General features: G+C 49.6%; 26 protein-coding genes. 11 read left to right on the forward strand and 15 right to left on the reverse strand.

Going from position 1 to position 24795, the window contains the following annotated elements; all coding sequences use genetic code 11:
- Positions 1 to 18 precede the first annotated feature (18 nt).
- The 3 genes from AC4IFB_RS05060 to AC4IFB_RS05070 all read right to left on the reverse strand — a co-directional run bounded on the left by AC4IFB_RS05060 (position 19) and on the right by AC4IFB_RS05070 (position 2432).
- Positions 19 to 1347 carry a CAP domain-containing protein gene (locus AC4IFB_RS05060; protein ID WP_490779552.1) on the reverse strand — a complete coding sequence of 443 codons (1329 nt, stop codon included), beginning with the start codon at positions 1345 to 1347 and terminating at the stop codon, positions 19 to 21.
- Positions 1348 to 1419: 72 nt separating this feature from the next.
- Entirely contained in the window at positions 1420 to 1593 is a 174-nt protein-coding gene (locus tag AC4IFB_RS05065) for a hypothetical protein (protein WP_490779553.1), read from the reverse strand.
- A gap of 191 nt (positions 1594 to 1784) precedes the next feature.
- Complete coding sequence (locus AC4IFB_RS05070) at positions 1785 to 2432, reverse strand: phage integrase N-terminal SAM-like domain-containing protein (RefSeq protein ID WP_490779554.1); 648 nt, start codon at positions 2430 to 2432, stop codon at positions 1785 to 1787.
- Positions 2433 to 2616: 184 nt separating this feature from the next.
- Here AC4IFB_RS05070 and AC4IFB_RS05075 point away from each other — a divergent pair, with 184 nt between their 5' ends.
- Complete coding sequence (locus tag AC4IFB_RS05075) at positions 2617 to 3156, forward strand: manganese efflux pump MntP (protein WP_490779555.1); 540 nt, start codon at positions 2617 to 2619, stop codon at positions 3154 to 3156.
- 95 nt (positions 3157 to 3251) lie between these two features.
- On the opposite strand, the gene AC4IFB_RS05080 is transcribed toward AC4IFB_RS05075, so the two are convergent.
- The 4 genes from AC4IFB_RS05080 to AC4IFB_RS05095 all read right to left on the reverse strand — a co-directional run bounded on the left by AC4IFB_RS05080 (position 3252) and on the right by AC4IFB_RS05095 (position 10872).
- Entirely contained in the window at positions 3252 to 3554 is a 303-nt protein-coding gene (locus AC4IFB_RS05080; protein WP_490777700.1) for a type II toxin-antitoxin system RelE/ParE family toxin, read from the reverse strand.
- Positions 3551 to 3790 (reverse strand): type II toxin-antitoxin system ParD family antitoxin, encoded by a 240-nt coding sequence (locus AC4IFB_RS05085; protein WP_490777701.1) that lies wholly within the window; start codon positions 3788 to 3790, stop codon positions 3551 to 3553. The genes AC4IFB_RS05080 and AC4IFB_RS05085 overlap by 4 nt, the downstream gene beginning before the upstream one ends.
- 259 nt (positions 3791 to 4049) lie before the next feature.
- Positions 4050 to 6869 carry a phosphoenolpyruvate carboxylase gene (gene ppc / locus AC4IFB_RS05090; RefSeq protein WP_490779556.1) on the reverse strand — a complete coding sequence of 940 codons (2820 nt, stop codon included), beginning with the start codon at positions 6867 to 6869 and terminating at the stop codon, positions 4050 to 4052.
- A 148-nt stretch (positions 6870 to 7017) separates the two neighbouring features.
- A complete protein-coding gene (locus AC4IFB_RS05095) occupies positions 7018 to 10872 on the reverse strand; it encodes a DUF3683 domain-containing protein (protein WP_490779557.1) in 3855 nt (1284 codons plus the stop codon).
- A gap of 124 nt (positions 10873 to 10996) precedes the next feature.
- Here AC4IFB_RS05095 and AC4IFB_RS05100 point away from each other — a divergent pair, with 124 nt between their 5' ends.
- Together AC4IFB_RS05100 and AC4IFB_RS05105 are read left to right on the forward strand one after the other, a co-directional pair.
- The gene (locus tag AC4IFB_RS05100) at positions 10997 to 11464 is read left to right on the forward strand and encodes a c-type cytochrome (RefSeq protein ID WP_490779558.1); all 468 of its coding nucleotides are present in this window, start codon (positions 10997 to 10999) and stop codon (positions 11462 to 11464) included.
- A gap of 96 nt (positions 11465 to 11560) precedes the next feature.
- Positions 11561 to 11755: a hypothetical protein gene (locus AC4IFB_RS05105; RefSeq protein WP_490779559.1), complete on the forward strand. Its 195-nt coding sequence runs from the start codon at positions 11561 to 11563 to the stop codon at positions 11753 to 11755.
- A gap of 186 nt (positions 11756 to 11941) precedes the next feature.
- On the opposite strand, the gene AC4IFB_RS05110 is transcribed toward AC4IFB_RS05105, so the two are convergent.
- Positions 11942 to 12265, reverse strand: a complete 324-nt coding sequence (locus AC4IFB_RS05110) for a PilZ domain-containing protein (protein WP_490779560.1) — start codon at positions 12263 to 12265, stop codon at positions 11942 to 11944.
- A 487-nt stretch (positions 12266 to 12752) separates the two neighbouring features.
- Between AC4IFB_RS05110 and AC4IFB_RS05115 the strand changes: the two genes are divergently transcribed.
- The 3 genes from AC4IFB_RS05115 to AC4IFB_RS05125 are packed head-to-tail and all read left to right on the forward strand — an operon-like array spanning position 12753 to position 14617.
- Positions 12753 to 13220 carry a DUF4124 domain-containing protein gene (locus AC4IFB_RS05115; protein WP_490777707.1) on the forward strand — a complete coding sequence of 156 codons (468 nt, stop codon included), beginning with the start codon at positions 12753 to 12755 and terminating at the stop codon, positions 13218 to 13220.
- Entirely contained in the window at positions 13220 to 14446 is a 1227-nt protein-coding gene (locus tag AC4IFB_RS05120; protein ID WP_490777708.1) for a multifunctional CCA addition/repair protein, read from the forward strand. The genes AC4IFB_RS05115 and AC4IFB_RS05120 overlap by 1 nt, the downstream gene beginning before the upstream one ends.
- Before the next feature lie 33 nt (positions 14447 to 14479).
- Entirely contained in the window at positions 14480 to 14617 is a 138-nt protein-coding gene (locus AC4IFB_RS05125; RefSeq protein WP_490779561.1) for a hypothetical protein, read from the forward strand.
- Between the two features lie 21 nt (positions 14618 to 14638).
- Here AC4IFB_RS05125 and AC4IFB_RS05130 read toward each other — a convergent pair whose 3' ends face one another.
- Positions 14639 to 15838: a TraB/GumN family protein gene (locus tag AC4IFB_RS05130; protein WP_490777710.1), complete on the reverse strand. Its 1200-nt coding sequence runs from the start codon at positions 15836 to 15838 to the stop codon at positions 14639 to 14641.
- A gap of 233 nt (positions 15839 to 16071) precedes the next feature.
- Here AC4IFB_RS05130 and cysC point away from each other — a divergent pair, with 233 nt between their 5' ends.
- The 4 genes from cysC (at position 16072) to AC4IFB_RS05150 (ending at position 19023) form a co-directional block, all read left to right on the forward strand.
- A complete protein-coding gene (gene cysC / locus AC4IFB_RS05135; protein ID WP_490777711.1) occupies positions 16072 to 16680 on the forward strand; it encodes an adenylyl-sulfate kinase in 609 nt (202 codons plus the stop codon).
- Positions 16681 to 16738: 58 nt separating this feature from the next.
- The gene (locus tag AC4IFB_RS05140; RefSeq protein WP_490777712.1) at positions 16739 to 17137 is read left to right on the forward strand and encodes an asparagine synthetase; all 399 of its coding nucleotides are present in this window, start codon (positions 16739 to 16741) and stop codon (positions 17135 to 17137) included.
- A gap of 15 nt (positions 17138 to 17152) precedes the next feature.
- A complete protein-coding gene (locus AC4IFB_RS05145) occupies positions 17153 to 18175 on the forward strand; it encodes an AI-2E family transporter (protein ID WP_490777713.1) in 1023 nt (340 codons plus the stop codon).
- A 188-nt stretch (positions 18176 to 18363) separates the two neighbouring features.
- Positions 18364 to 19023 (forward strand): PEP-CTERM sorting domain-containing protein, encoded by a 660-nt coding sequence (locus AC4IFB_RS05150; RefSeq protein WP_490777714.1) that lies wholly within the window; start codon positions 18364 to 18366, stop codon positions 19021 to 19023.
- A gap of 564 nt (positions 19024 to 19587) precedes the next feature.
- Here AC4IFB_RS05150 and AC4IFB_RS05155 read toward each other — a convergent pair.
- The 6 genes from AC4IFB_RS05155 to AC4IFB_RS05180 form a co-directional block, all read right to left on the reverse strand.
- Positions 19588 to 20421, reverse strand: a complete 834-nt coding sequence (locus AC4IFB_RS05155) for an OmpA family protein (RefSeq protein ID WP_490777715.1) — start codon at positions 20419 to 20421, stop codon at positions 19588 to 19590.
- Positions 20422 to 20461: 40 nt separating this feature from the next.
- A complete protein-coding gene (locus tag AC4IFB_RS05160) occupies positions 20462 to 20857 on the reverse strand; it encodes a DUF4398 domain-containing protein (RefSeq protein ID WP_490779562.1) in 396 nt (131 codons plus the stop codon).
- Positions 20858 to 21191: 334 nt separating this feature from the next.
- Complete coding sequence (locus tag AC4IFB_RS05165) at positions 21192 to 21776, reverse strand: DUF3501 family protein (protein WP_490777717.1); 585 nt, start codon at positions 21774 to 21776, stop codon at positions 21192 to 21194.
- 17 nt (positions 21777 to 21793) lie between these two features.
- Positions 21794 to 22081 carry an encapsulin-associated ferritin-like protein gene (locus AC4IFB_RS05170; protein ID WP_490779563.1) on the reverse strand — a complete coding sequence of 96 codons (288 nt, stop codon included), beginning with the start codon at positions 22079 to 22081 and terminating at the stop codon, positions 21794 to 21796.
- A gap of 14 nt (positions 22082 to 22095) precedes the next feature.
- Entirely contained in the window at positions 22096 to 23439 is a 1344-nt protein-coding gene (locus tag AC4IFB_RS05175; RefSeq protein ID WP_490777719.1) for a heterodisulfide reductase-related iron-sulfur binding cluster, read from the reverse strand.
- Between the two features lie 77 nt (positions 23440 to 23516).
- Positions 23517 to 23933, reverse strand: coding sequence for a rubrerythrin family protein (locus tag AC4IFB_RS05180; RefSeq protein ID WP_490777720.1), 417 nt, complete (start codon positions 23931 to 23933; stop codon positions 23517 to 23519).
- Positions 23934 to 24207: 274 nt separating this feature from the next.
- Here AC4IFB_RS05180 and AC4IFB_RS05185 point away from each other — a divergent pair, with 274 nt between their 5' ends.
- Positions 24208 to 24636 (forward strand): Fur family transcriptional regulator, encoded by a 429-nt coding sequence (locus tag AC4IFB_RS05185; protein WP_490779564.1) that lies wholly within the window; start codon positions 24208 to 24210, stop codon positions 24634 to 24636.
- The last annotated feature ends 159 nt before the right edge of the window (positions 24637 to 24795 follow it).

Below are 24795 nucleotides of genomic sequence, written 5' to 3' on the forward strand. Positions count from 1 at the left end.
CTGGAAAGCCGGGGCTGATTACTGGTCTGCAAAATCCTGAGTCCAATAGATCCGATACTGGGCAGCTGGGTTTTCTGAAACTCCTGCTCCCAGCTCAGTCACCCGACTGCTCATAATATTGACACAATGACCCGGACTCTCCAGCCAGGCGGTCATTGCCGCCTCTTCATCAGCATATCCGGCAGCAATATTCTCTGCATAGGTGCGCCAGCTATAACCCGTTGCAGTTATCCGGTCTCCAGGGCTTGAGTCATCCAGGCCCGTATGGCTGAAGTAATCGTTGTCCGCCATCGAGGTGGAGTGGTTCTGTGCTGCAGTTTCAAGCAGACAGTTCCAGGCTATGGCCTCAACAGCCTTATATTCGGTATCTCCACAGGAACGAGTAACTGCCCGGGCATTATTAACCAGGGTAAGCATCAGTTTGTCACTCTCATTCATACATAGGTCAATGGTTGCCTGGGATGTGGCACCCAGGTTGTAGGCCGAGCCGGTAGTGAAACTCCAGCTACTATTCTCAACCTGATTGCCGCTGGGATCTTGAAGATTTGTTCCGAGGGTAACGCTATAGCTGGTATCGGCCAGCAAAGCCGCGTCGAAGGTCAGTGTAAGGGTCTCTGAGTTGTTGTCATAGCTGACTGTCCCAGCAACATTATTGCCTGCTTGTGTGACTTGCAGGCTTTGATTGTTGATCAGGCTTTCGTCCAATGCCTCATCGAAACTGACACTGATGGTGGTTGTTGTGGAAACCCCGATAGCATCAGGCAGCGGGGATTGGGATGTAATTGACGGGGCTGTGTTGTCAGCCATAGGCGACACTTGAATTCCGATGGCCGAGATTGAAGTGTATTCACCATCGTTGACACTCAGCTGAATGCCTAAGGTGGTGGTTTGAGTCACCTCAGGTGCAATAAAGCTGAGGGTCGGGTTGCTGCTATCAACAAGATTGATGGGGGTGCCTTGGGTCTGGCTCCAGACGAAACTGAGTGTATCTCCATCCGGATCATCGGAAGATGAACCATCAAGAGTCACTGTCTCACCAGAGGTGACTGATTGAGTTCCTGTAATATTGGCTACTGGAGGCTGGTTGGTTGCTTGCGGTGGGGTGGCTTCATCTACTGGTGGGGTAGCGTCATCATCTGGGTTTGGTGTGCTGTCACCTTGATCTGGATTCGTTGTCTCATCCGGGGTGGTGGTGTTGCCATCATCGGCAGGATCATCCTGAGTGTTCTCTTCCGGTGTGGTTTGAGTACTTTGATCATCACCTCCGGAACCACCACCACAGGCAATAAGAGTGAGGCTGATCAATAAAGACAGACAGAGAGGCTTAATAATTTCTTTAAGAGACATAAGAGTAACCAGTAGCTAGTGTGGTGCGTCATACTAATCGACGATTCTAGCGAGACGCTAAGTGGTCAGCCGCTAGGCGCGTGCCGCCGGGAATGGCAGGCCCTTTCCAAGGCGCGCAACGCCACGAAGGTAGTGCCCTTGGGGTACAACGCGGATGACCGCTGAGCGTCTCACCCGAAGGGAAGCCAGCTCAGGCCAGGATACTGCGTTGCAATGCTTGAAAAGGGCAAGCCATTCCCTGCGCATTGCGCCTTGTCTCCTGGCCTGAGCTGGCTTCTAGAATCGTCGATTAATATGGCGCACCACACTAGAACCCGTGTGCCAGTCAATGACCCAGCCATTCTTTGTATTGAGACAAGGGCACTCACGAGAAAGTGTCGGCTGCGATGTTTGAAACTAGAGGATTAAACGGTGTAAAAATAGGGCGAGTTCACAATTTAACTCTCAAACACCCATAAGTAAGCACACATGTGTGTAATTGGGAGATCGTTTACAAGCCCCTTTCCTTTACGGAGGGTGTCGCATACGTCGTAGGGTGCCGGCCCTGCCGCACCATTGATGGCGGGAAAGCGTAAGATTTTTTTCTGTACCCAAAAGCAGACCTGGTCTTTGACCCGGAGGGTTATACACGCATGGATTCTCGTTCCTGTTCCATAGATGAGTTCTGCCATCAGGCGCGTAGTACCGCTCATCAGCGCGAAGGCGGCCGACACCTCTTGCGCCGGTATCACCACAGGAATGGATTTGTAGCGTTTGATCCGTCTGAGATTGTCTAACTCAGGTAATTCCTGTTTCAAAACAATGTGATACAGGAAAACTATCGCATTGAGGGCAGCTGATTGGGTACTGGCAGAGACATTTCGCCGGGAAGCCAGGTGATTGAGGTAATCCTCGATTTCTTGCTTGCCCATCTCATTGGGATGGCGCTTCCCATTGAATAGGATGAACTGGCGTATCCAGTAGACATAAGTCTTTTCAGTTCTGTGACTGAAATGTTTCTGCCGACAGGCGATTCGTACCTGATCAAGTAAGCGTGGCTTACGGGATTCAGTTGGCTGACCCCATGATTTTCCTCCGAAATCCATAGTTTGCCACTGTCACGACTTGCTGAGAATGTATAACGAGACGCCATGAATCTAACTCATTGATATTCTGTCAATTAAAGTGTTATATAAAGGTCTTGCTATAAATGTATAACGAGACACGGGGTCTCGTTAATAAAGCTGTTATGTGTAAAAAACTGCTGAGCAACGAGTATGAGAATATTTAATGCTTGAAGTGCTAATTTTGGCTATAGCACTGAGTATGGATGCTTTTGCTATATCAGTGGGGCTAGGCTCAAAAAATGCCAAGAAGACGAAAACACTAGCCTTACTTGCTTCGACTTATTTCGGACTGTTTCAAGGATTGATGCCTCTAATCGGTTTTTTTGGTGGGAAAGGTGTTATTGGTTGGGTTGAAAGTTACGCCCATTGGATTGCATTTTTCCTTTTGCTATTGATTGGAGGTAAAATGATTTATGAGTCAATTACCGAAGGAATTGAAGAAGACATTGCTCAAATTACTCATAGAGTGATGCTTGTGCTTGCCATTGCTACAAGCATAGATGCAATGGCAGCAGGGTTCACTCTAAATTTGCTTGACGTTAATCCACTCATAGCCTGCGGTATAATTGGAGCAACAACTTTTCTATTCAGTTGGGCAGGGGTATTTGTAGGCGTCAAGAGTGGAGTCTGGCTTGAGAGTAAGGCTGAGCTATTAGGTGGAGTAATATTGATCGCGATTGGCTTTAAAATTTTACTCTTTTGAATCTCGGCCATGAATCAAACACACAACAATGCCATAAACTCGGATGCCAAAAAGCTACGCTGCGTTGCGCTTTTTGCCGCCGGTTATGGCTGGCGTTATGAGTCAATGAGGTTGGAAGTAATATCCATACTTTTGTGAAGTATACGTATTATTTCAATTTCTTCTGAAGTGCTTGTTTTGTAAAAAATCACATGGCTGCCTTGAGGGAATTTCTGATAGTTCGGCTTTATATAACCACACTCTTTGCCAATAGATGGGGTGTCTGCAAGCATATGAAACGTATCGTCAAACTGTTTAATGTAAACGTTCCGTTGTGTACGCCCCCAGTGCTGTTCCGTAAACTTCGCTATGGCTTTCAAATCAGCTTTAGCACGCCGTGTTAATGTAAATGTACTCACTTGCTATCATCATCCAGCTCGGCGATGAACTTATCATAGCTGTACTCAGCTCTCCCGCTCTCCTCACCGTCAGTCAACATTTGCCGCAATGCTTCAAGTTTATGCTCTCTATCTTCAAGCTCTCTCAATCCAGCGCGTATCACCTCACTTGCAGAGCCATAACGGCCGCTTTCAATCTGGTGTGTAATGAACCCATCAAAGTGTTCGCCAAGTGTAATACTAGTGTTTTTAGCCATGTTTCACCTCAGTTATACCAATATATACCAAATTATGGTATAAAACTCATATCAAGGCAATCTAGCGGACGCACTTCGCGTTGCTCCGTTTGCCACTAATTGCGGCGTTAATGTCCGCTTTCCAGAAGTAGTAAGTTTCACCCTAATGTCGTCTATGGTCGCAATACAGAAGTTGATATCGAATCTTTCCCCGGCCCCTCTCCCGCAAGGGGAGAGGGGAGTTACTCTAAGATACTCTGTTGAAGATTGAAATTAGGCGCTATCCGGTATTACGCAATCCTGCTGATATTGCATTGATAGAGCGCAGTAGTGGCGTCAACCACAGCTCCTTCTCCTCTTCACTGAGGCCACTGTGTCTATATCGTTTTATCAACTCAAGCTGAATGTGGTTCAGAGGATCGAGATAGGAGTCACGCCGGCGGATCGATTTCTGCAGGATTGGCGAGTCATCCAGCAGTTCGTCTATCTCCGCAATTGAGAGAATTTCCTTGCAGGTTAGATCATACTCAGCCTCGATCTCATTAAAGATCAGTTTGCGGCTCGGTTTATCGAGACAGAGATTGGCGTACTTCCTGGCGATGGTCATATTCGTTTTGGAGAGGGCCATCTGAGCGTTATTCAGCAGGGCCTGAAAGAAGGGCCACTCCTGGTACATGGTACGTAGCTGTTTCACCCTTCCCGGTTTGTTTTTGTGCCACTTCGATAGAGCGGTGCCTATACCGTACCAGCCTGGCAGATTCTGCCTCGACTGGCCCCAGCCAAATACCCAGGCTATGGCACGTACTGAGGATTTGGATCGATTGCCTTTGGTTCGGTGGGAGGGGCGAGAACCGATATTCATCAGTGCAATTTCGTTTACCGGTGTGGCTTCATAGAAGTAGTCGAGAAAACCGGGGGTCTCTTCGGTCAGTTTACGAAATCGCTGTTCACTGAAATGAGCGATCTCCTGCATGGTTTGAGCGTAACTCTCTCGTTCTTGTTTGACATGACGTACCAGCCCTTGGCTTGCCTTGATCAAGCCGGTTATACCCATGGTCAACTCAAATATCGCAGTCTCCTGATTGCCATATTTGTAGGATAGGACTTCACCCTGCTCGGTAAATTTGATCTCACCATTTACGGTGTTTTTTGGTTGTGCCAGGATCGACTGATGAGTGGGGCCGCCACCCCGGCCTATAGTACCACCTCTGCCGTGAAACAGGCGACAGCGTATCTTCTCGCGATTGGCCAGAGCAATGATGCGCTTCTGGGTCTGATAGAGATTCCATGCCGAGGCCATGATGCCACCGTCTTTGGCCGAATCGGAATAGCCAAGCATGACCTCCTGGCGTCGACGATTGGCATTCAGCAGCTGTTGATAACAGGGGCTGGCGAAGAGCTGTTGCAGAATGTTTTCACTGCGTTTCAAGTCGTCGATGGTTTCAAACAGTGGGGAGATCTCGAGTCGACAAAACCAGGTGCCATTCTCTACGCCTAACAGGCCGGCCATACCGCCAAGTAGTGCCACTTCCAGAATATCACTCGCCTGGTGGGTCATAGAGATGACATATTGGCCAATCGCATTAGGGCTGACCCGTTTCTGCGTCTCGGCAATCAGATCAAACACAGCCAGAATATCCTGAGTCTCCTGGGAAAGCTGGTCTCTGACAGGTAGGGTTGAGAGTCCATTGGTTATCGTTTGATCGAGTAACGAGAGACGCTTTGAGGTATCGAGTTGTAGATACTCGTCTGTGTCTCCACTGGCTTTGAGGATCTCAGCAACGGCATTGGTATGCTGCGTTGATTCCTGACGAACATCGAGGCAGGTCAGGTAGAAACCAAAGGTTTCGGCCAAATGGATCAAGTCCTGTAGAGCGCACTCTGCGGCGTCGCCGTCACCATGGCTCAAGAGGGAATTGGAGATCAGTTTGAGATCCCTTTGAAAGGCCTGTTCATTGGCATAGGCACCTGGGTGGGCTTTGGCGACATCCTCCGTCTCGGATTCAAAGGAGGGTAGTGTCAGGCGCAAGCGTTCGCGCATGATATAGAGCTTGCGGCGATAGGGTTCATCTTCGAAGCGTCTGGGGTTATCACAAAACAGCTGTTTGCAGAGTTCACTATCAGCCTTAAGGCTCTCAGTGAATGGCCAGTTTGGGGTACAGAAACGATTGGAGAAGGTCAGTTCAGCAATCAAACCGTCGATGCGTCGTATATATTCACGCAGTATGGTCTGCTGCTGCAGCCCAAGGGCCAGTCGTGTGACCTCGGGGGTCACATAGGGGTTGCCATCCCTGTCGCCGCCGATCCAGGATCCGAAACGAATAAAGGGGGAGAGCTGAATACCGTGATAGTCGGGATGTTTGCCGTAGATGCGTTCGATACCGGCCTGTAGGCGTCGGAATACCTGGGGTACGGCATCAAACAGGCTGCTCTGGAAATAGTGCAGGCCCAGTCTAATTTCATTCCGCACTTCGGGGCGTACCGCCCGAACCTCCTCCGTTTTCCATAGTGTCTGTATCTGTGTCTTCAGGGAGCGGATAGTCTGTTCCCGCTGCTCCAGCCGCCGCTTGGGGGCATCCAGGGTATCACTGGTGAGAAAGATACGGCGCAGCAGATTCATGATGACCAGCCGTTTGGATTCTGTCGGATGGGCAGTGAATACCGGAATGTAAGCTGCATCATCGAGGATGCTCTGTAGCTGCTGCGGTTGAATGTTATCAGCCCGAAATTCGCGCAGGGTGTGGTCGAAGGAGCCTTCCCAAAGTTCACTGCCTTTGCCGGCGATACGACGTCTCTGCCGATGTTGAAACGCCTCCTCGGCAATATTCACCAGCACAAAATAGATACTGAAAGCGCGTACCACTGCACTCAGTGTTTCAGGTTGCAGGGATTGAATCAGTCGGGTGAGTCGATCATAGAGGGCCGGGTCATGTCGCTTATGTAGCTTGATATAGCCTTTGCGTAGTCGCTCAACGACGGTATAGGTCTCCTTACCCACCTGTTCACGTAACACCTCCCCCAGCAAAACACCGAGGAGACGCACTCGACTGCGTAGATTTTTATCATGCTTAACACAGGCTTTAGTAAAATTATCTGTCATTGGGGGCTCGATTCAATTAGGCAAACTCTGACTCAAACAGTAGCAGAATCAGCAGCAGGCCTGACACCCTTCATATCACATGGAATCTCTGCTCGAGCGCAGAGACTTTTTGAAGTACAGACTGGCTTAGCCAATCTGCCACGCTGGGTCAGACCAGCACCATCTCGATACCATCTTTCATCAACTGATCGATAAACTGCTGCTGCCACTGATCGCCGTTGCGTTGGCGCATCACTTCAAGCACCAGATATTCGGGTTTGAGGCCAGTCTGGTCGGTATAGCGACTGAGGCCCTGCTGACACGCCGGGCAACTGGTGAGTAGTTTGATCTCCGGTCGTCCAGGCTGCTGAGCTGAGAGTGTCTGGATACCCTTATCCAGCTCTTCTGCCTTGCGATAGCGGAGTTGGTTGGCAATGTCGGGGCGACTGGTGCCTAAGGTACCAGCTTCACCACAGCATCGATCGCTGAGTAGAACCGACTTGCCGGTCAACTCAGAGGCCACTTTCAATGGGCTGTAGTGTTTGATCGGGGTATGACAGGGGTCATGATAGAGGTATTCGGTGCTCTGATTGCCATCCAGAGCGACCCCCTTCTCCAACATATATTCGTGAATATCGAGTAAGCGGCAGCCAGGAAATATCTTCTCAAACTGATACGCCTGCAACTGATCCATACAGGTTCCGCATGAGACCAGTACTGTCTTGATATCCATATAGTTGAGGGTATTGGCAACGCGATGGAACAGCACCCTGTTCTCGGTGGTGATCTGTCGTCCCCTGGCATGGAGTCCAGCTGCGGTCTGTGGATAGCCGCAACAGAGATAGCCAGGAGGAAGTACGGTTTCAGCGCCGAGTTCTGTCAGCATCGCCAGAGTCGCGAGACCGATTTCACTGAACAGCCTTTCAGAGCCGCAACCGGGAAAATAGAACACCGCATCGCTCTCTTCAGAGACCAGCTTAGGATTGCGCAGGATCGGCACAGACTGGGTATCTTCCAGCTTGAGCACATCCCGCAGGGTCTGCTTAGGAGGTTCGACACGGATCGGTTTCTGCAGCATCTCCACCAGCAGAGTTTGGGGCTTCGGATTGCCAGTGGTAGCAGCAGGTGGTTGATTGTTGGCCTTCAGCAGTCCCGCTTTGGCGGCAATGCTATGACCCAGGTTGAGGCCTTTGAAGCCCCACTCCGCCAAACCGCGGCGCATCCAGCGGATGGCGGTGGGGTGGGTCATATTGAGAAAGGTCATCGCGGCTTTGGCACCGAGACTGAAACGCTTTTTGCCACGATCGATGAGTATCTTTCGCATCAATGTCGTGACCTCGCCAAAATCGATATTCACCGGGCAGGGGTTTTCACACTTGTGGCAGATGGTGCAGTGGTCAGCAACATCATTCATTTCAGTAAAGTGCTGTATCGAGACACCACGGCGGGTCTGCTCCTCGTAGAGAAATGCCTCGATGATCAGGCCGGTTGCGAGAATCTTGTTTCGTGGGGAGTAGAGCAGGTTGGCTCTGGGTATGTGGGTCATGCATACCGGCTTGCACTTGCCACAGCGCAGGCAGTGTTTGATCTCATCATTGAGGGTGCCCAGCTCACTCTCTTCGAGAATGATAGCCTCTTGTTCCAACAATCTCAGAGAGGGGGTATAGGCCAACTCCAGATCTGCACCGGCAATCAGTTTACCCCGGTTAAAGCGACTGTCGGGATCGACCTGCTGCTTATAGGCTGCGAAGGCTTCAAGTTTTTCTCTCTCCATGTATTGCAGCTTGGTCAGCCCAATACCGTGCTCACCAGAGATGGCCCCATCCAGACTCAGGGCCAGTTGCATGATTCGATCAACGATCCTGTCTGCCTGCTGCAACATGGCGTAGTTATCTGAGTGGACAGGAATGTTGGTGTGAACATTACCGTCACCGGCATGCATATGCAGTGCTACGAACAGGCGTGAGTCACGTAACCGGGTGTGGATCTCCCGCATCGCAAGGCGTAGCCGTTTGACCTCCTGTCCGGAAAAAATCTCATCGAGTCGGGAGGCAATCTCCTCCCTGTAGGAGACCACGAAATCTCTTCGAAGTAACAGATCCAGCAACCGGTCTCCGGCTTGTAGCAGGGATCTCGAAGTACCATTTATTAACTCGATGTGATCCTTGGCCGGGGATTCGATTTGGGCCAGTAAGGTCTGCCAGCGCTGCTTTGCCTGCTGTACCGCCTGTTGAGCCAGATCGAGCTTGCCCTGCAGTATGGAGCGGTTCTCATCACTTGCCTCAAAATCATCATCTGGCTTACGAAGTGAGTGGTCACCAACCAGGTAGGCCAGGACTTCATCAGCGATTGCGATCTTGTTCTTGATCGACTCCTCGATGTTGATGCGCTCAATGCCTCGACTGTAGTCAGCCAGTTTATCCAGCGGAATGACCACATCTTCATTGATCTTGAAGGCGTTGGTGTGGGCGGAAATCGCGGCGGTGCGTGAGCGGTCGAGCCAGAAGTTTCTTCGTGCTTCCGGGCTGCTGGCGATAAACGCCTCCCCTTCCCGGGCTTCGGTCATTCGCACCACCTCTTTGGCGGCGGTCTCCAGAAGCTCAACATGGTCACTGACCAGGTCAGCGAGCAGTACCATTTTTGGTCGCTCGCGCCTGGCTGCTTTGGTGGAGTATTTGACAGCCTTGAGGTAGCGTTCATCGAGATGCTCAAGACCAGCCAGCAGAACCTCTTGATGCTGGTCGAGATACTCTTTGAGTTCGACAATCGCAGGTACTGCTTTGCCGATATCGGCACCGAAAAACTCCAGGCAAAGTGTTCGTACCTGCTCCGGCATACGATGGAGAACAAAACGTGCCGAGGTGATCAGTCCATCGCAACCCTCTTTCTGCACACCGGGCAGGCCGGAGAGAAATTTATCGGTGACATCTTTTCCTAGCCCGGCTTTGCGGAATGAGCGACCGGGCATGGTGAGCTGTTGGGGTTCGCCAAGGGTGTTTTTTCCACTGCTATCGTAGCGGGTGAGTAGAAAGCTGACCTCTTCCTGCTCGTCAATCTTGCCGAGGTTGTGGTTCAGGCGCTCGATTTCCAGCCACTCGCCATTGGGTGTAACCATGCGCCAACTGGCCAGGTTGTCGAGGGTGGTTCCCCATAAAACCGCTTTTTTACCACCGGCGTTCATTGCGATATTGCCACCGATGGTCGATGCGTCCTGAGATGTGGGATCGACAGCAAATGCGAGTCCCTGGGCATCCGCCTTTTCAGAGACCCGGCGGGTGACAACCCCGGCGCCAACCTGAATCGTGGCCACCTGGTTTGCAACGCCAGGCAGATCAATCCTCTCGACTTCTCCAATCCCGTCGAGTTTTTCTGTATTGATTACAGCGCTGTGAGGGTCGAGAGGAACCGCACTGCCGGTATAGCCTGTACCGCCGCCGCGGGGGATCAGTGTCAGGCCAGAATCGAGACAAGCCTTAACAATCGGCGCCACTTCCTCTTCCGTGTCTGGAGTGATAACCACAAAAGGAATTTCGACACGCCAATCTGTTGCATCGGTAGCGTGAGAGACTCTTGCCAATCCGCTGAAGTCGATATTGTCAGGCCGGGTCAGTCCGATCATGTTGCGGCGGGTGAGACGTCGCAGCTCAATCAGATCCACAAAGCGTTTGGCAAAATCATCCACAGCCTGGCGGGTGGCGGCATGTAGCTGCAGTGCTTGCTGGTTGTTGTTGGCCCGGGATTCGAACTGGACCAGACGATGATTCAACGCATCGATCAGAGCCTGTCTGCGCTGATCATTGTCGAGAAGGTCATCTTGCAGGTAGGGATTGCGGCTGACGACCCACATATCACCCAGAATCTCGAACAACATGCGAGCAGAGCGTCCGGTGCGGCGTGTGCCGCGCAACTCTTCGATCAGAGTCCACATCGGTTTTCCGAGGAACCGGATAACGATCTCCCGGTCAGAGAAGGAGGTATAGTTATATGGGATTTCTCGAATCCGCGCAGTAGGCTGCATGTTCATCTAGGGCAGGCGTTTTCCAGGGGTGAAGCGGCCTATTGTAACCCAAAAGAACAATGGGTCTTTACTTTATAAGTATAGTTTTTTTCAATAATCAAAACTTTTAAGTGTTTACAGGGGTCGACCAATGAAAAGCAAGAATAGACTTTTAACTCGTGCCTTAGGTTTGAGTGCATCTTTTATCCTCTTCCACAGCGGAGCACCAGCTATTGCAGGGGATGTGGAAAAGGCGGTGGAGTATCGACAAGGGGTGATGAATGTCTTCAGCTGGAACATGAAAACGATGGGGGACATGATGAAGGGTAAAACCAGCTATGTTCAAAAGCAATTTGCTGAGCATGCCCAGGAGCTGGCAACTGCCTCTAAACTCAATCTGATGAGAGGTTTTCCTGAGGATTCAGAATCTGAAGAGAGTGATGCCCTGGCAGAGATCTGGATGGATTTTGAGGATTTTGAAAATAAATATCGGGAAATGGGTATTGCTGCCAAAGCCTTGAATGACGCTGCACAAAACGGTGACAAGTCAAAAATGGGTGAGGCATTGAAGGCAGCGGGCAAGAGCTGCAAGGCCTGCCATAAAAAGTATAAAAACTGATTGCTCGCCTTTGGTGGGGAATCCAGGGTAGGTTTTGAATGGCACTGACTTTATCTGCAACGACGCCTGTCAGGTGGCGCTTTTCAGCAGGTTTTGGTGGGGCATGGCCCCACCCTACCTGCCGTTATCGGCTTTGGGTGGGGCCATGCCCCACCGAGAAGTCAAGTGGATCAACTGGTGAGGGTGGTGGCAAGTTTCGAAGTGCCTGTAGGGGTTGGTATTGTTACTCCTCAGGATGCGGCTGATGCTCTGTTGTTGCTACTTGCTGTGAGTTGGCAGGCTACTGCCTAGTCCGTAGCCTGGATGGAGCGTAGCGGAATCCGGGGTGCTGGATCTCTCTCCCTCTGTTTGTTTCCTGCTTTTATCACGTGCAGAGTGTGATCCTGCCCTACTTATATCTGATTAGTAAGTACCATTCATGAAAGATCCACGTTATCCCGGATTCCGCTGCGCTTCATCCAGGCTGCATTTATTAGATCAAGAGAATTCGGGTCCAGCCTCATTATCCGCCAGAAGTTTCACCATGCGACAGGCAATCTGATTCCCAAATTGGCTATCAGGTTCGACTCGCACGACTTCGACCTCGGCTGTCAGCGGTGGGGTGATTGCCTGGGTGGGGATAATCTGAACGATCATATGGCTGTCGACCGGTACCTCTTCCTCAGAGGCGATAAGCAGGCCACTGCTACTCAGATTGATAACACTGCCGGTGAATACTTTACTGTCACCATTGACTCGAAATTTTACCGGGCCATTCACAGCCATACGATAAAAGCTGCGCTTTTCTGAAAAGTCATTCATGCTAAAGTCTCCCCGAAAGTGAAGGCTAGGGTATTCTGCCAAGCTGCCTGAATAGCCGATCGATTGGTATCGATAGGCGTGTTGCTTAGCTTAGCAGCTGTCACCTATTTAGGTTGAGTCATAACTGGAACCTTGTTCTATACAAAGAGCTATCCAGTAGTTTGGATCACCTGGGCCATAATTTATCAGGCTTGGAGGACAAAAGTGGATCTTTTAAACCTAAATTCAGGCTTTTTTTTCCTGGGTTTGCATCAGCGATAGTGCAAAAGGCCGGAACAGTCGATTTTTCTGGCCTTACTGAGCAGATCATCGCCTGTCGGAGTAGTTGTAGTCGCCACCTGGCTCTCATCTACTGATTGAGAGCAATTCTTCTATTTGCCCATTGATTAGAACGTATAAACAGATGATGCTGTCTATTGTGATATGCGAAAATATCATCTAATTGATGTCTAACCATTAGAGAGGTCACCCGAATAAGGGAACTATTATGGTCAAGCAATTCTATCCAGTACTGATCGCAATGGTGGTCGTCCCGCTGACTCTACAGGCTGAGGTTTTTCGTACTGTGGATGAGGAGGGCAATATTACCTACACCGACTCCCCCTCGGCCAACCCATCTGAAGTCGAGAAGATCGAAATACATCCTGGGCCTTCTGAAGAGTCGATCAGCGAAGCCATGGAACGCAATAAAGCCATCCGTAAAGCGATGGAGGAGGCGCGGGAAAAACGACTTGAGGCACAGACTTCAGGCAAGGAGCGACTCGGCGAGGCTAAGAAAGAGGTTGAAGAGGCTGAGAAGAGACTCAGTGAAATGCAGGAGATTGGTGATGATGACCGCCAAACCCTGCAGGGGGGCAAGAGTTTCATCAAGCCTGATTACTACGAGCGTGTAAAAAAAGCTGAGAAGGAGTTGGAAGAGGCGAGAAAACGTTACAAGTCGCTACGTGGTTACTGATGCAGATCTATCTTGTTGGTGGTGCTGTCAGAGATCGGCTACTAGGTAGAGTCGTTACAGAAAGAGACTATTTGGTTGTTGGGGCATCCCCAGCAGATATGCAAGCTTTGGGATATCGTCAGGTTGGTCAGGAGTTTCCAGTTTTTCTCCATCCAGAAACTCATGAAGAGTATGCACTCGCTCGCGCACGCAGAACACAACACCATCAGCGTGGTGAAGTCATCGCCGAGCCAGGTGTTACCCTTGAAGAGGATCTTGGTCGTCGCGATTTAACCATCAATGCCATTGCTGAGGATGAGTCAGGGCAACTGTTCGACCCCTTTAACGGTGTTGAAGATTTACACAATGGCTTGTTACGCCATGCCTCCGATTCATTCAGGGAAGATCCGATAAGGGTGCTTCGACTGGCCCGATTTGTGGCCCGCTACAGCGACCTCAATTTTCAGGTGGCAGCTGAGACAAAACAGTTGGTCCAATCGATGGCTGAGGCGGGAGAGCTGGATAACCTGGTTGCTGAACGGGTCTGGCAGGAGCTGGTGAAGTCTCTGGCCGAGGTACAGCCGCAACGTTTCTTTGAGTGTTTGCGAGAGATGGGCGTCTTGCGCCATATTTTTCCTGAAATAGACGCACTTTGGGGGATTCCTCAACCTCAAAACTGGCATCCTGAAGTGGATTGCGGGGTTCATACTATGATGGCGCTGGCAACGGCTTGTCGTTTGAGTGATGCCCTGGAGGTTCGATTTGCTGCCCTGACCCATGACCTGGGTAAGGCAACTACATCCAAGGATATTCTGCCGAGTCACCATGGGCATGAGATGCGGGGAGCAAAAGTTATAAAGTCTCTCTGTAAGCGCCTTAAAGCACCAGCTGGTTTTCGTGACCTGGCTGAGCGCTGTGCAACTTTCCATACCCATCTTCACCGTCTATATGAACTGAGGCCGAAAACAATCTTGCAGTTACTGCAAGGGTTGGATGCATTTAGAAAACCGCAGAACCTTGAATGGTTTATTATCGTTTGTACGGCAGATTTCCAGGGCCGAAAAGGGTTTGAACAACGCGCTTATCCCCAGGCAAAGGATCTGATCAGCGCCTATCAGGCTGCTCTGCAAGTGGTGCCGGGTGATTTTCCAAAAGGCATTGTTGGTCCACTGCTTGGTGAGGCGATTCGCCGAGCACGTATTGAGCAAATTAAAACAGTAATGTCTTCGGTTAAACAGCAGTTATGATTAGAGTTGTCGAGACGGATAGAGAAATTGAAAATGGAAGCCGAAAGAGAGGGACGCGATCAGATGCATCTCGACTCAGGGCTGCAGAGACTGGACGCGCACCGCTTTTATGAGCGGGAAGGTGTGAAAAAAACCGGATACCATTTTGCTGAGAGCTTCTCAGCAAAATGATCTGCGAGTAGAAATCCAGCCTTAATCAACCAGACGGCCAAATATCCTGAAGCCCGCAATATAGGTGCCTGCAGCCGAGCCGATTGTGCTGAAAAGGAATACCAGCAGTGTCCGGGAGACTCGGTTTCGCCACCAACCCTTGGCGCTGGTGGTGTCGTCTCGTAATTGACTGAAGTCGGCCACAGTGGGTTTACGAAGAAAAACTTCTGCCATGGCAGTCACCATGCCGGCACCTACCGCCGGATTGAGTGAAGTCAGTGGGGCCGCAAGAAAAGCGGTCAGGATGGTCAATGGGTGGGCGACTGCCAGCAGTGCGCCCAAGGCGGATAGGCCACCATTGATCAACACCCAATCAGCGATAAGCTCCCAACCCAGTTCGGGGCTGCGGCTGAAGCCGATAGCGAATCCGCTCAACACCAAAACGACAATCAACCAGGGGATTAGCTTAGGCCAGGAACTGGGCTTGGGTTCCTGCTCGAGTTGTGAAATGGTTTCTGTGGGGTTGGTTTGATCGGATTGCTGGAGATAGTTGGCAATACCATTCATATGTCCTGCGCCGATGACGACCAGCAGATTCTCATGACCCTGCTCTTCGATCTCTTGCCTGAGTCGTGCCGCCATATAGCGATCCCGCTCGTCGATCAAAGGTAGATAGAGATCCTGGCGATCCTCTGCAAACTCTGCAAATGTGGTCTCAAGAATATCTCCCTCTTTGAGATGTTCGATCTCCTCTTCTGTAACATCATCCTTTGAGAGGATGCTTGCTAGCAGTCCGGTAAACAGAGTCAGACGTTTCCACCAGGAGAGGTTTCCGGCAACCCGCTTCAGCGTGGTGCTGATTTCCCGGTCGATCAATAACAGGGGTTGGTTCGATTCCTGAGCTATGCGTATCGCTTCCCTTTGCTCAGCACCAGGTGCGATGCCAAACTGGTTGGCGAGCCTTTGCTGATAGGCGCCCAGGGCGAGATTGGCCATCACCATCATCACCCTGCCCTGTTTGACCACCTTGAACAGATCCATCTTTGCCAGATCATCCGGGTTGATCAGTGCATTGAACCGACTTGGGCAGAGTTCTACCGCGACGGCATCATAGTCACCGGAGTTCAGTAGCTCCTGAACCTTCTCAGCACTGCTTCGTGAGACATGGGCTGTCCCCAGAAGGGTGATTTTGCTTTCTCCCAGAAGGATTTCCTTTATGGGTTCCCGGTCAGTTTGTTCCATGGTGTCGTTTTTTAGTTGTTGTAAAAGCCGCTCATTGTATCAGTCTTGCTCAGTGAGAGGGCGGATAAATCCAAAGGTTTCGAGGTGGTTTGTCAGGAACACTTGGACTGAACATGGCTATGTCAGTGTTGATGGGTAGTTGCGGAGGTTGAATGTCTTGAGCTTACAAATAAATATCATCTCTGCTAACTTACGCGGTATGGTTTTCTTCCAATCAGGAAAGATGGATCTCAATGCAAAATAATATCGTCTGGCACCAAGCTACAGTCACCCGGGAACGACGGGAAAAAGTGAATAAACACCGGGCTAAACTACTTTGGTTTACCGGCTTGTCTGGATCGGGAAAATCGACCCTGGCTCACGCACTGGAAGAGGAGCTTTTTCAGCGGGGGTGTCGTACCTACGTTTTTGATGGTGACAATGTACGTCATGGACTCTGTCGGGATCTTGGTTTCAGTGTGGAGGATCGTACTGAAAATATTCGCCGTATCGGTGAGATGGCAAAGCTCTTCGTCGATGCCGGTGTGATATCACTGACAGCTTTTATTTCACCCATCCGTGAAGATAGGGATCGAGCCCGGGGCCTCTTCCCCCATGGGGATTTCATTGAGGTTTATGTCGACTGTCCGCTGGAGGTCTGTGAGACACGAGATGTAAAAGGGCTCTATAAAAAAGCGAGAGCCGGAGAGATCAAGGAGTTCACAGGAATCTCATCTCCCTATGAGCCACCTGTTAAACCAGAGATCACCATACAAACGGCGAATAAAGAGGTGGAGGCTTGTGTCAGTGAGATTGTTGAGGCCCTGGAGCAGAGGGGTGTAATTCCCAACCGTGTGGTATAGATGAGACTCTCATAGATACGCTGAATTATCTTAGGCTAATGTATTTAGGAGCCGGCCTGTGATCAGATTAAAATATTTCCTTATCCCATTTTTCATCCTCTTGACAGCTTGTCAGACATTGGGTGAACACAAGCGGGCTGAAACCCTGGAAAATGTTCTACGTCGTTATGAGGCTTCAGTGCGTTGGACATCGGGCCAGCAGGTACACAATTTCCTCCCCCCTGAGCACAAGGATAAAGAGTACAAACCTGTATCCAGAAATCTCAAGGTGACCCACTATGAAGTGGTACAGGGTCCTACCATGCTTGGTGAGGATCTGGCTATTCAAACAGTCATCATCCAATTTGTTTTTCAGGATACCCAGGTACTTAGAGAGGTTAGTGATAAACAGGAGTGGCGCTATGACGAAGAGGCAGAGACCTGGCATTTATACAGTCCGGTTCCAGAGTATAAATAGAGGCACCTGAAGGCTATGAATGAGGAATATCACGCGCTCTCGCCTACCACCAGATTTCTCCTCTCTGCAGCTGCCTTCGTAGTCATCGTGGCGGGTATGAAAGCAGCCGTAACACTGCTTATCCCATTTTTACTATCCTTGTTCATTGCGGTGATTGCGGCCCCACCACTCTTCTATCTAAAAGATAAAGGGGTTCCTGGTGGATTGGCGATGGTCTCAGTGGTGGGGATGATTATTGTTATTGGTCTGATGCTTGCGTGGCTGGTTGGTGGCTCGCTGGATGACTTTACCGCTAATCTTCCAAGCTATCAGGAGGTGCTGAAGCAGCAAAGTGCCAAATTTGTGGCTTGGCTGGGGCAGCAGGGTATCGAGCTGAAGCTGAATGCCATGACAACCTATTTTGATCCCTCTAAAGCAATGGCATTGGCGGGTAGTTTGATGGGTAGTCTGGGGAATGTACTGACACAGGCCTTCCTGATTCTGATTACTGTTATTTTCATGCTTTTTGAAGCGAGTTCCTTTCAGACCAAATTAAAAAATCATGCCGAGAGTCCTGAGCGTTCACTTGCCAGAGTAGAGGCAATCACATCCAGTATTAAGCGCTATATGGTGATTAAAACCTCGACCAGTCTGTTGACTGGCGTTTTGGTGGCGGTATTGCTGGCACTTCTTGGTGTGGACTATCCACTGCTATGGGGCACATTGGCATTTCTTTTCAATTACGTACCCAACATAGGTTCAATCATTGCCTCTGTGCCAGCAGTACTTCTGGCACTTATTCAATTGGGCCCCCAGCTGGCTGTATGGACAGCTGTGGGTTATTTAATTATCAACAGCGTGGTAGGTAATGGCATTGAGCCCCGTTTTATGGGCAAGGGGCTTGGATTGTCGCCATTGATTGTCTTTATATCCTTGGTCTTCTGGGGGTGGATTTTAGGGCCAGTAGGCATGTTTCTCTCAGTTCCTTTAACTATGACCATGAAGATTGTCCTCGACAGCAATCCCGGTACACGGGGTTACGCGGCAATGTTAGGTTAACTCTGATCAAGCCACACCCCCCTTTTATAGAGAGCTGCTGGGTGTCGGTATTATTTACATTGACTTAAAACCTTACCAGGAATTTAAGTTTTATTCTGCATGTAATCAATGACTTAAAAATATTGGCATGCAGAATGCTTAAGAGTCCAGGTATAACACGACGTATTTTGTTTTGAGGTTTAAGAGTCATGAAAAAAATCATACTATCGGCTTTGGCATTCACTGCTCTTTGCTTATCCACTGTGACCCAGGCGCTGCCTATCTATAGTGGCGAAACAGCGGCCGACTTCCGCACCAATCCTGGTGGTGCTGCCAGCAATGCTGCTGGCTACTACATCTGGAGCAACGACACCTATGATGAATGGGCTGTTCGCTGGACCGGTAATGATTTTGGTACAGTGCTTCGTGGTGACTGGGGTGGCCAAGTAGCCCTCACCGACCTTGCTAGTGGTAGCGTTGTCGATGTTCGTTTCGAATCCAGACAGAGTGATGCGACCTATGTGTTCCAGGATGTAGGCGGTATTGAAGATTTCATCAACTTTGATGGCTTTGCAGGATCCGGTTACGACGGTTTCAATTTTTCACTTAACACCCAATATTATGCAGTGCTGAACTTCAGCCTTTGGAGCACCAACTTTACTGACCTAACGCCGAGCACTTCACCGGTTGAAGCGACTGGCATCTTCATTGGTCAGGATTTCAATGCACCTATGGTTGATGTCGTCGAGCGTGGTGACAAGGTTGTTCAGAATTTCCAGGTCAGCGTACCTGAGCCCAGCACGATTGCACTTCTTGGACTTGGACTGGTTGGTATTGGTGCCAGCAGACTCGCTCGTAAAAAGAAGTAGCCTAAAGTTTTATGTTGAAAGTTCTCCTCCTTTAGAACTCCATCATTGAGCCGCCTTAACAGGCGGCTTTTTTTTGTCTTCCTAAAAAGAAATATTCAATCTGGAATCCCTATGGTGCAGCCCTGCTGCACCTTTCGTTTCAAGATGGCATTTGGTGGGGCATGGCCCCACCCTACCCTAGTGTGGTGCGTCATATAAACCCTGTATTTAGAAAGCCGCTCAAGCCGTGAGTGCAAGGCGCAGCCCGCAGGTAATGGTTGTTCCCTTAGATTGAAGTAGTCTTTGTTGCATCTCTTCCCAGTGCCCAACACCATCTATAATCCACGAATCCGAATTCAACCATGCATCATGAATTTTCTTAGATTCTTCGTGAGGTGTTTGCTTCCATCCATGCTGCCAATAGATTTTGTCTACAGTGAAAACCTAAATTTCTAATGCCTTTCCAATCACTCTGGATAGGGTAGATTTTCCTGAGCCGGAATTTCCAACAATCGAAACTTTCTTTGCGTTAGCTAAATCCTAATATAAGCCTTTTGGTGGGGCAGGGCCCCACCAAAAAAGCAATCAGTCGCGAATGACTATCTCCACCCGACGATTCTTCAAGCGTCCAGCAGAGGTTGAATTGTCGGTGATGGGGGAGGTCTCACCCAAGCCAAGTGTATCAATCCTTGAAGCATCGACACCGACCTGGATCAGCGCCTCTTTTACCGATAGGGCCCGTCTTTCTGAGAGATCCATATTGAATTCATCAGTGCCTACGTTATCTGTGTGTCCTTCGACTAAAACTGTTTTTTCAGGATACTCCTGTAGAAACGCAGCGAGTTTATCGATGGTGTTCATTGCGCCGGGAAGAAGCTCGGTCTTACCTGTTGAGAAAAGCACGTCCCCCAGGGTCATGACCATGCCGCGCTCGGTCTTGAGGGCCTGTAACTCTTCAAGTTCACGGCGAAGCGCTTCAGCCTTTGCCAAGGCACTCTCTCTTTCCAACAGAGCGGCCTCTTTATCACGAAGGGCCTGCGATTTTGCCTGCTGCTCGAGTTGAATCTCTATTTCACGTGCCTTGAGTCGCTCCTTGTTTTTGACATCCCCAAGCTCCTGAAGTCTGGCATTGGCCGCTTTTCGTGCGGCGATGGCACGGGCTGATTCAATGCGGGTACTACTCACATAGGCGAGTGAGGTCATATCCTCTTCTGTTTCTGCAGAAGCTGCTCGGTTCAGCGCCTTCGATGCTCTCTCAAGCTCTGTTGAGGCATACTGCAGAATCTGTTCATCCTGTTTTGCTTCTGCAAAGGCTTGCTCAGCGTCAGTAAGGGCTTGGTTTTTCTGAATGGTGCTGCAACCTGTTTGCACTATCGCAAGGGCAGCAAAGATCAATAAACTGTAAAAAATCCGGGACATGGCGGGTACTCCCTATAAATCTTGTTTTTAAATGGATCTATCACTGCCTTTTTCTGGCACGCATGATCTCTTCACGTAGCACCTTGATGCTGTTTTCGAGTTCGCTGACGGCCATGTCTGTTTCCGCTTTTGCGGTGATTGCCTGAGCCAGTTCTGCATCAGCCTGAGCCTCTTCAGCAAGTCTTTTGGCTTCACTGTAGTTCTCTTTGGCCATCGCCGCCTTGGCTTGTTTTAGCTTTTGTCGTGCACGATCCATCCGTACGGGTGCATGTTTTGAGGCCTCATCGCTCTCTACAGCAATAAGGGCTGTTTCAGCGGCTGAGATTTCAGCTACAGGCTTGGGAGCAGAGCTGCACCCCGGTATTGCAATGAAAATCAGGGTAATGATTGCGGGGAACTTAAACGCCCGCCAATTTGATAATAGAGAGTTCAGCATGACGACATTCCTTATTGTTTAGATTCGGCAGTCTGGTAGTTTTTATTGTGGATCGATTATTGGAGGCTTTGGCTTATCCGTCAACCACGCTTTCTTTGAGTGAGATCTGGTTTACAAAAAAGCCACACCTGTAATGAGTGTCTCTGATTTTATACTGGCGCGAACAGATTCACACCAGGTAAGTATAACTCAGATTGAGAATAACCAATGCAACTCTATCTTCTGATTTTACGATTTATAACGATTGGAGTGTCACGGGAGTGGTTAACGCTTTTGGGCGTTTATCAGAGAGGTCATATCGACACTGCTAAAACAGTGCCGATATGAATAGTGGTCAATGGAGGTCTTTGATCAACGACGCTTTTACCGGAGAGTCAAGGTTATCAACAGTGTAATTGTAATTAGAGTGATCGATTCCCGCTGAAAGGCTGGCACCCTTTTTCAAACTATCAATCATCTCAGTGGTGAGCTCGAAGCGGATAAAATGTACCGCAGAAGTTTTGTCTTCGGTCGAACGCTGAAGATCTTCATTGGCAATCGGACGCACTTTTTCGTGTCCCTCGACCTGAATCCAGATCGAATTCTCGATGCCGATCAGTTGTCCCAATGCCTCTTTGCGCTCTTCGACGTCGTGGTACTCCACCATAAAGGTAGCCTTCCAGTTCGTGCCATCAGGGATCAGTGGATTATAGACATCCAGCTCATCCTGGATGCCATCAGGTTCAAATATGCGCTCGATACGCAACATCTCCTGAATCTGGTACTGCATTGTCAGTTGATCTTCAAAATAGAGCGCGGCATGAGGGCCAATTGGCAAACGTCTGGCTTTTTTATGATCCATAACGCGAGCCCTGAACTCCTGGCGAATGCGGGCGTACTCTTCGAGACTGTAGAGGTCTTCATGGGAAAGCTGTGTCATGAGGCACTCCTAATATATCAATCGTGTACGATAGTCTTGTCTGTGAACAGGTAGTCTTTCAGCTCTTTGTCGAAGCTGGGATCCTGACGCCGAATCCACTCCAGCACCATCGCAGCATGCTCCTTCTCCTCATCTCGATTATGGGCAAGAATGTTGCGGAGTTCTGGGTTGGTGCAGGCATCTACCCGCTGGTTGTACCAGTCGACCGCTTCCAGTTCTTCCATCAGAGAAACGATAGCGCGATGCATATCTCTGGTCTCATTACTGAGTTGATCTACGGGTTCGTGATACCCTTCATTTGACATAGTAATTCTCCGTCTTAAATACCATAGGCTTTACGAATCAAGCTAATGGGGTGTTCTGGTTTTCTACCGTCCTGGAGACCATTCTCGATGTGGTGTCCCGCCATTGGGCAGTCGCTCCCATAATAATCCGCTTCGGCCTGTTTAACCCGATTGACTACGGGTTTTCCGATCTTCATCGCATATTTATGAAATTCACTTTTGACAGCATAGGTTCCGTCATGACCCGAACAGCGCTCGATGGCGGTAACCTGGGTATCTGGTATCAGTGTCAGCATCTCTTTGGTTTTTGCACCGACGTTCTGCACTCGCTGGTGACAGGCGGCATGGTAGGCAACCTTACCCAGGCTCTGTTTGAAGTCGGTTTTGAGCAAACCTGATTTGTGGCGAATAATCAGGTATTCAAAGATATCGAAAACCGCATTGGCAACTTTCTTGACCTGTGGATCGTCAGGAAACAGTAAGGGTAGTTCCTGCTTGAACATCAACGCACAGGATGGCACTGGAGCAACAATGTCCCAGCCTTCATCGACCAGTTTGGCGAGCACAGGTATATTTGCCTCTTTTGCCTCTTCCACTGCATCAAGATTGCCCAATTCCAACTTTGGCATACCGCAGCACTGCTCTTTTTCCGCAAGGGTCACCGGGATCTCGTTATGCTCAAACACAGCGACAAGATCCTCTCCAACATGGGGTTCGTTGTAGTTGCCATAACAGGTACCAAACAGGGCTACTTTGCCATTGGTTTTACCGGCAGGTACCCCTTGCGCTTCAATGGAAACTTTTTCTGCCAGGCGTTTGCGTAGTGGCTTGCTATGAAATTCCGGTAGTTTAGCTTCAGGGTGAACACCCAAAGCGTGGTCGAGAATTTCACGGAAATTTTTTGTTTTATTGAATCGGTTGACGACACCTGAAACCACAGGTATGCCTGCCAGTTTGCCAAGATTGTCTGTGCTGGTAAGTAGCCGATCACGCAGTTTCACGTCGCCGTTCTTATACTTGACGGCCTTGGCCCTGAGCATCAGGTGAGGAAAGTCGATATTCCATTCATGAGGCGGTACATAAGGACATTTCGTCATGTAACAGAGGTCGCACAGATAGCAGTGGTCTACCACTTGCCAATAGTCCTCTTTTGCAACCCCATCGACTTCCATGGTCTCCGATTCATCCACCAGATCGAATAAGCTTGGAAAGCTCTGACAGAGGCTGACGCAGCGTCGACATCCGTGGCACAGGTCAAAGACCCGTTCCAGCTCCTCCATCAGTTTCTGTTGGTTGTAGTATTCTGGATTCTTCCAGTCGATTGGATGCCTTGTAGGGGCTTCCAGGTTGCCTTCTCTCTGACCGGTGGGTGCTGCCATGAATGTGCTCCTGGTTGATGCTCGGCGGCCCCATTGGAGGCCGCCTGATCGGTTTAAGCCTGTTCCTTAAAGGGGGCTTATTCCATCTCGTCCAGGGCCTTTTGGTAGCGGTTGGCATGAGATCGCTCTGCTTTTGCAAGGGTTTCGAACCAATCAGCTACTTCATCGAATCCCTCATCACGGGCAGTTTTAGCCATACCTGGGTACATATCGGTATATTCGTGGGTCTCACCTGCAACTGCCGCCGCCAGATTGTCTCCGGTTGCGCCAATCGGCAGACCGGTAGCTGGATCGCCGCACTGTTCGAGGTATTCAAGGTGGCCATGAGCATGTCCGGTTTCACCTTCTGCGGTTGAGCGAAACAGAGCCGCGACATCGTTATAACCCTCAATATCCGCTTTACCTGCGAAGTAGAGATAGCGACGGTTGGCTTGAGATTCTCCGGCAAATGCGTCTTTTAAGTTTTGCTCGGTTTTACTACCTTTGAGTTCCATATCTGGTTCTCCGAAATGATGGTTATTGTGGATTTTTACGATGAGTCAAATTAACTCTCCGCTGATGATTAGAATAGATCTAAAAATGATTGGAAGCGAATGGTCTTTTCGATGGTATTGATAGCTTTTGCCTAATATTAGTTTACACCTTTCTGGCGCTGTTTTTCAGGCGAACAGTCGAAAATGAGGATCTAGTCATAATCCTCTGTTTTCTTGAGAGTTTAGTCACGCTTATGGTAGTCTTCCGTGGGGGACTTACTTTGGCGAGGTGGAAATGGAAGATCAACATCAGATCCAACAGAATCGCAACATCACTGAAATGTTGTATTCACACGGGGTTAATCCGACAAAACAGAGACGCATCATTGCGGATGTTCTTTTTGCACGGAACCAGCATGTGACGGCTGATCAGTTGTTCGATGCAGTTCAGCAATCAGGAAGTCGAGTTTCCAAGGCAACGGTTTACAATACCTTGGGACTTTTTGCCCGAAAGAAGTTGATTCGGGAGATATTCATCGATGCCACTCGTACTTTCTATGACTCCAATAACAGTCACCATCATCACTTCTACAATGTCGATACCGGGGATTTGATCGACATCAAAGAGCATTTAGCACCACACTTCTTAGGTCCGAACTTACCTGACGGAACGGCCATGGAGATCCTTGACCTGGTCATACGGGTTAAAAATAAGAGCCCCTGATCTAGCCAGGCATCTGCTTGTTTGCACTTCATAGATTCGCCTTCATAACAGAAGCGATGTGATCAATTGACCTACATCATTGTTTTAGATTTAGACTAATTCTAAATTAACCCTGCGCTATTCATGGTTTACCCACGCTGTTTAATTTAGTGGTGGGTT

Source organism: Candidatus Thiodiazotropha sp. AKIB8, from assembly GCF_058244675.1.

Excerpts from the sequence above, each read along its gene's own strand:
- AC4IFB_RS05115 (WP_490777707.1), top strand. The coding sequence starts at position 12,753 with ATGGTCAAGCAATTCTATCCAGTACTGATCGCAATGGTGGTCGTCCCG.
- AC4IFB_RS05070 (WP_490779554.1), bottom strand. The coding sequence starts at position 2,432 with ATGGATTTCGGAGGAAAATCATGGGGTCAGCCAACTGAATCCCGTAAG.
- ppc (WP_490779556.1), bottom strand. The coding sequence starts at position 6,869 with ATGACAGATAATTTTACTAAAGCCTGTGTTAAGCATGATAAAAATCTA.
- AC4IFB_RS05065 (WP_490779553.1), bottom strand. The coding sequence starts at position 1,593 with ATGCGCAGGGAATGGCTTGCCCTTTTCAAGCATTGCAACGCAGTATCC.
- AC4IFB_RS05060 (WP_490779552.1), bottom strand. The coding sequence starts at position 1,347 with ATGTCTCTTAAAGAAATTATTAAGCCTCTCTGTCTGTCTTTATTGATC.
- AC4IFB_RS05130 (WP_490777710.1), bottom strand. The coding sequence starts at position 15,838 with ATGGAACAAACTGACCGGGAACCCATAAAGGAAATCCTTCTGGGAGAA.
- AC4IFB_RS05165 (WP_490777717.1), bottom strand. The coding sequence starts at position 21,776 with ATGACACAGCTTTCCCATGAAGACCTCTACAGTCTCGAAGAGTACGCC.
- AC4IFB_RS05120 (WP_490777708.1), top strand. The coding sequence starts at position 13,220 with ATGCAGATCTATCTTGTTGGTGGTGCTGTCAGAGATCGGCTACTAGGT.
- AC4IFB_RS05110 (WP_490779560.1), bottom strand. The coding sequence starts at position 12,265 with ATGAATGACTTTTCAGAAAAGCGCAGCTTTTATCGTATGGCTGTGAAT.
- AC4IFB_RS05155 (WP_490777715.1), bottom strand. The coding sequence starts at position 20,421 with ATGTCCCGGATTTTTTACAGTTTATTGATCTTTGCTGCCCTTGCGATA.
- AC4IFB_RS05185 (WP_490779564.1), top strand. The coding sequence starts at position 24,208 with ATGGAAGATCAACATCAGATCCAACAGAATCGCAACATCACTGAAATG.
- AC4IFB_RS05075 (WP_490779555.1), top strand. The coding sequence starts at position 2,617 with ATGCTTGAAGTGCTAATTTTGGCTATAGCACTGAGTATGGATGCTTTT.
- AC4IFB_RS05125 (WP_490779561.1), top strand. The coding sequence starts at position 14,480 with ATGGAAGCCGAAAGAGAGGGACGCGATCAGATGCATCTCGACTCAGGG.
- AC4IFB_RS05170 (WP_490779563.1), bottom strand. The coding sequence starts at position 22,081 with ATGTCAAATGAAGGGTATCACGAACCCGTAGATCAACTCAGTAATGAG.
- cysC (WP_490777711.1), top strand. The coding sequence starts at position 16,072 with ATGCAAAATAATATCGTCTGGCACCAAGCTACAGTCACCCGGGAACGA.
- AC4IFB_RS05095 (WP_490779557.1), bottom strand. The coding sequence starts at position 10,872 with ATGAACATGCAGCCTACTGCGCGGATTCGAGAAATCCCATATAACTAT.
- AC4IFB_RS05085 (WP_490777701.1), bottom strand. The coding sequence starts at position 3,790 with ATGGCTAAAAACACTAGTATTACACTTGGCGAACACTTTGATGGGTTC.
- AC4IFB_RS05145 (WP_490777713.1), top strand. The coding sequence starts at position 17,153 with ATGAATGAGGAATATCACGCGCTCTCGCCTACCACCAGATTTCTCCTC.
- AC4IFB_RS05180 (WP_490777720.1), bottom strand. The coding sequence starts at position 23,933 with ATGGAACTCAAAGGTAGTAAAACCGAGCAAAACTTAAAAGACGCATTT.
- AC4IFB_RS05160 (WP_490779562.1), bottom strand. The coding sequence starts at position 20,857 with ATGCTGAACTCTCTATTATCAAATTGGCGGGCGTTTAAGTTCCCCGCA.
- AC4IFB_RS05150 (WP_490777714.1), top strand. The coding sequence starts at position 18,364 with ATGAAAAAAATCATACTATCGGCTTTGGCATTCACTGCTCTTTGCTTA.
- AC4IFB_RS05100 (WP_490779558.1), top strand. The coding sequence starts at position 10,997 with ATGAAAAGCAAGAATAGACTTTTAACTCGTGCCTTAGGTTTGAGTGCA.
- AC4IFB_RS05175 (WP_490777719.1), bottom strand. The coding sequence starts at position 23,439 with ATGGCAGCACCCACCGGTCAGAGAGAAGGCAACCTGGAAGCCCCTACA.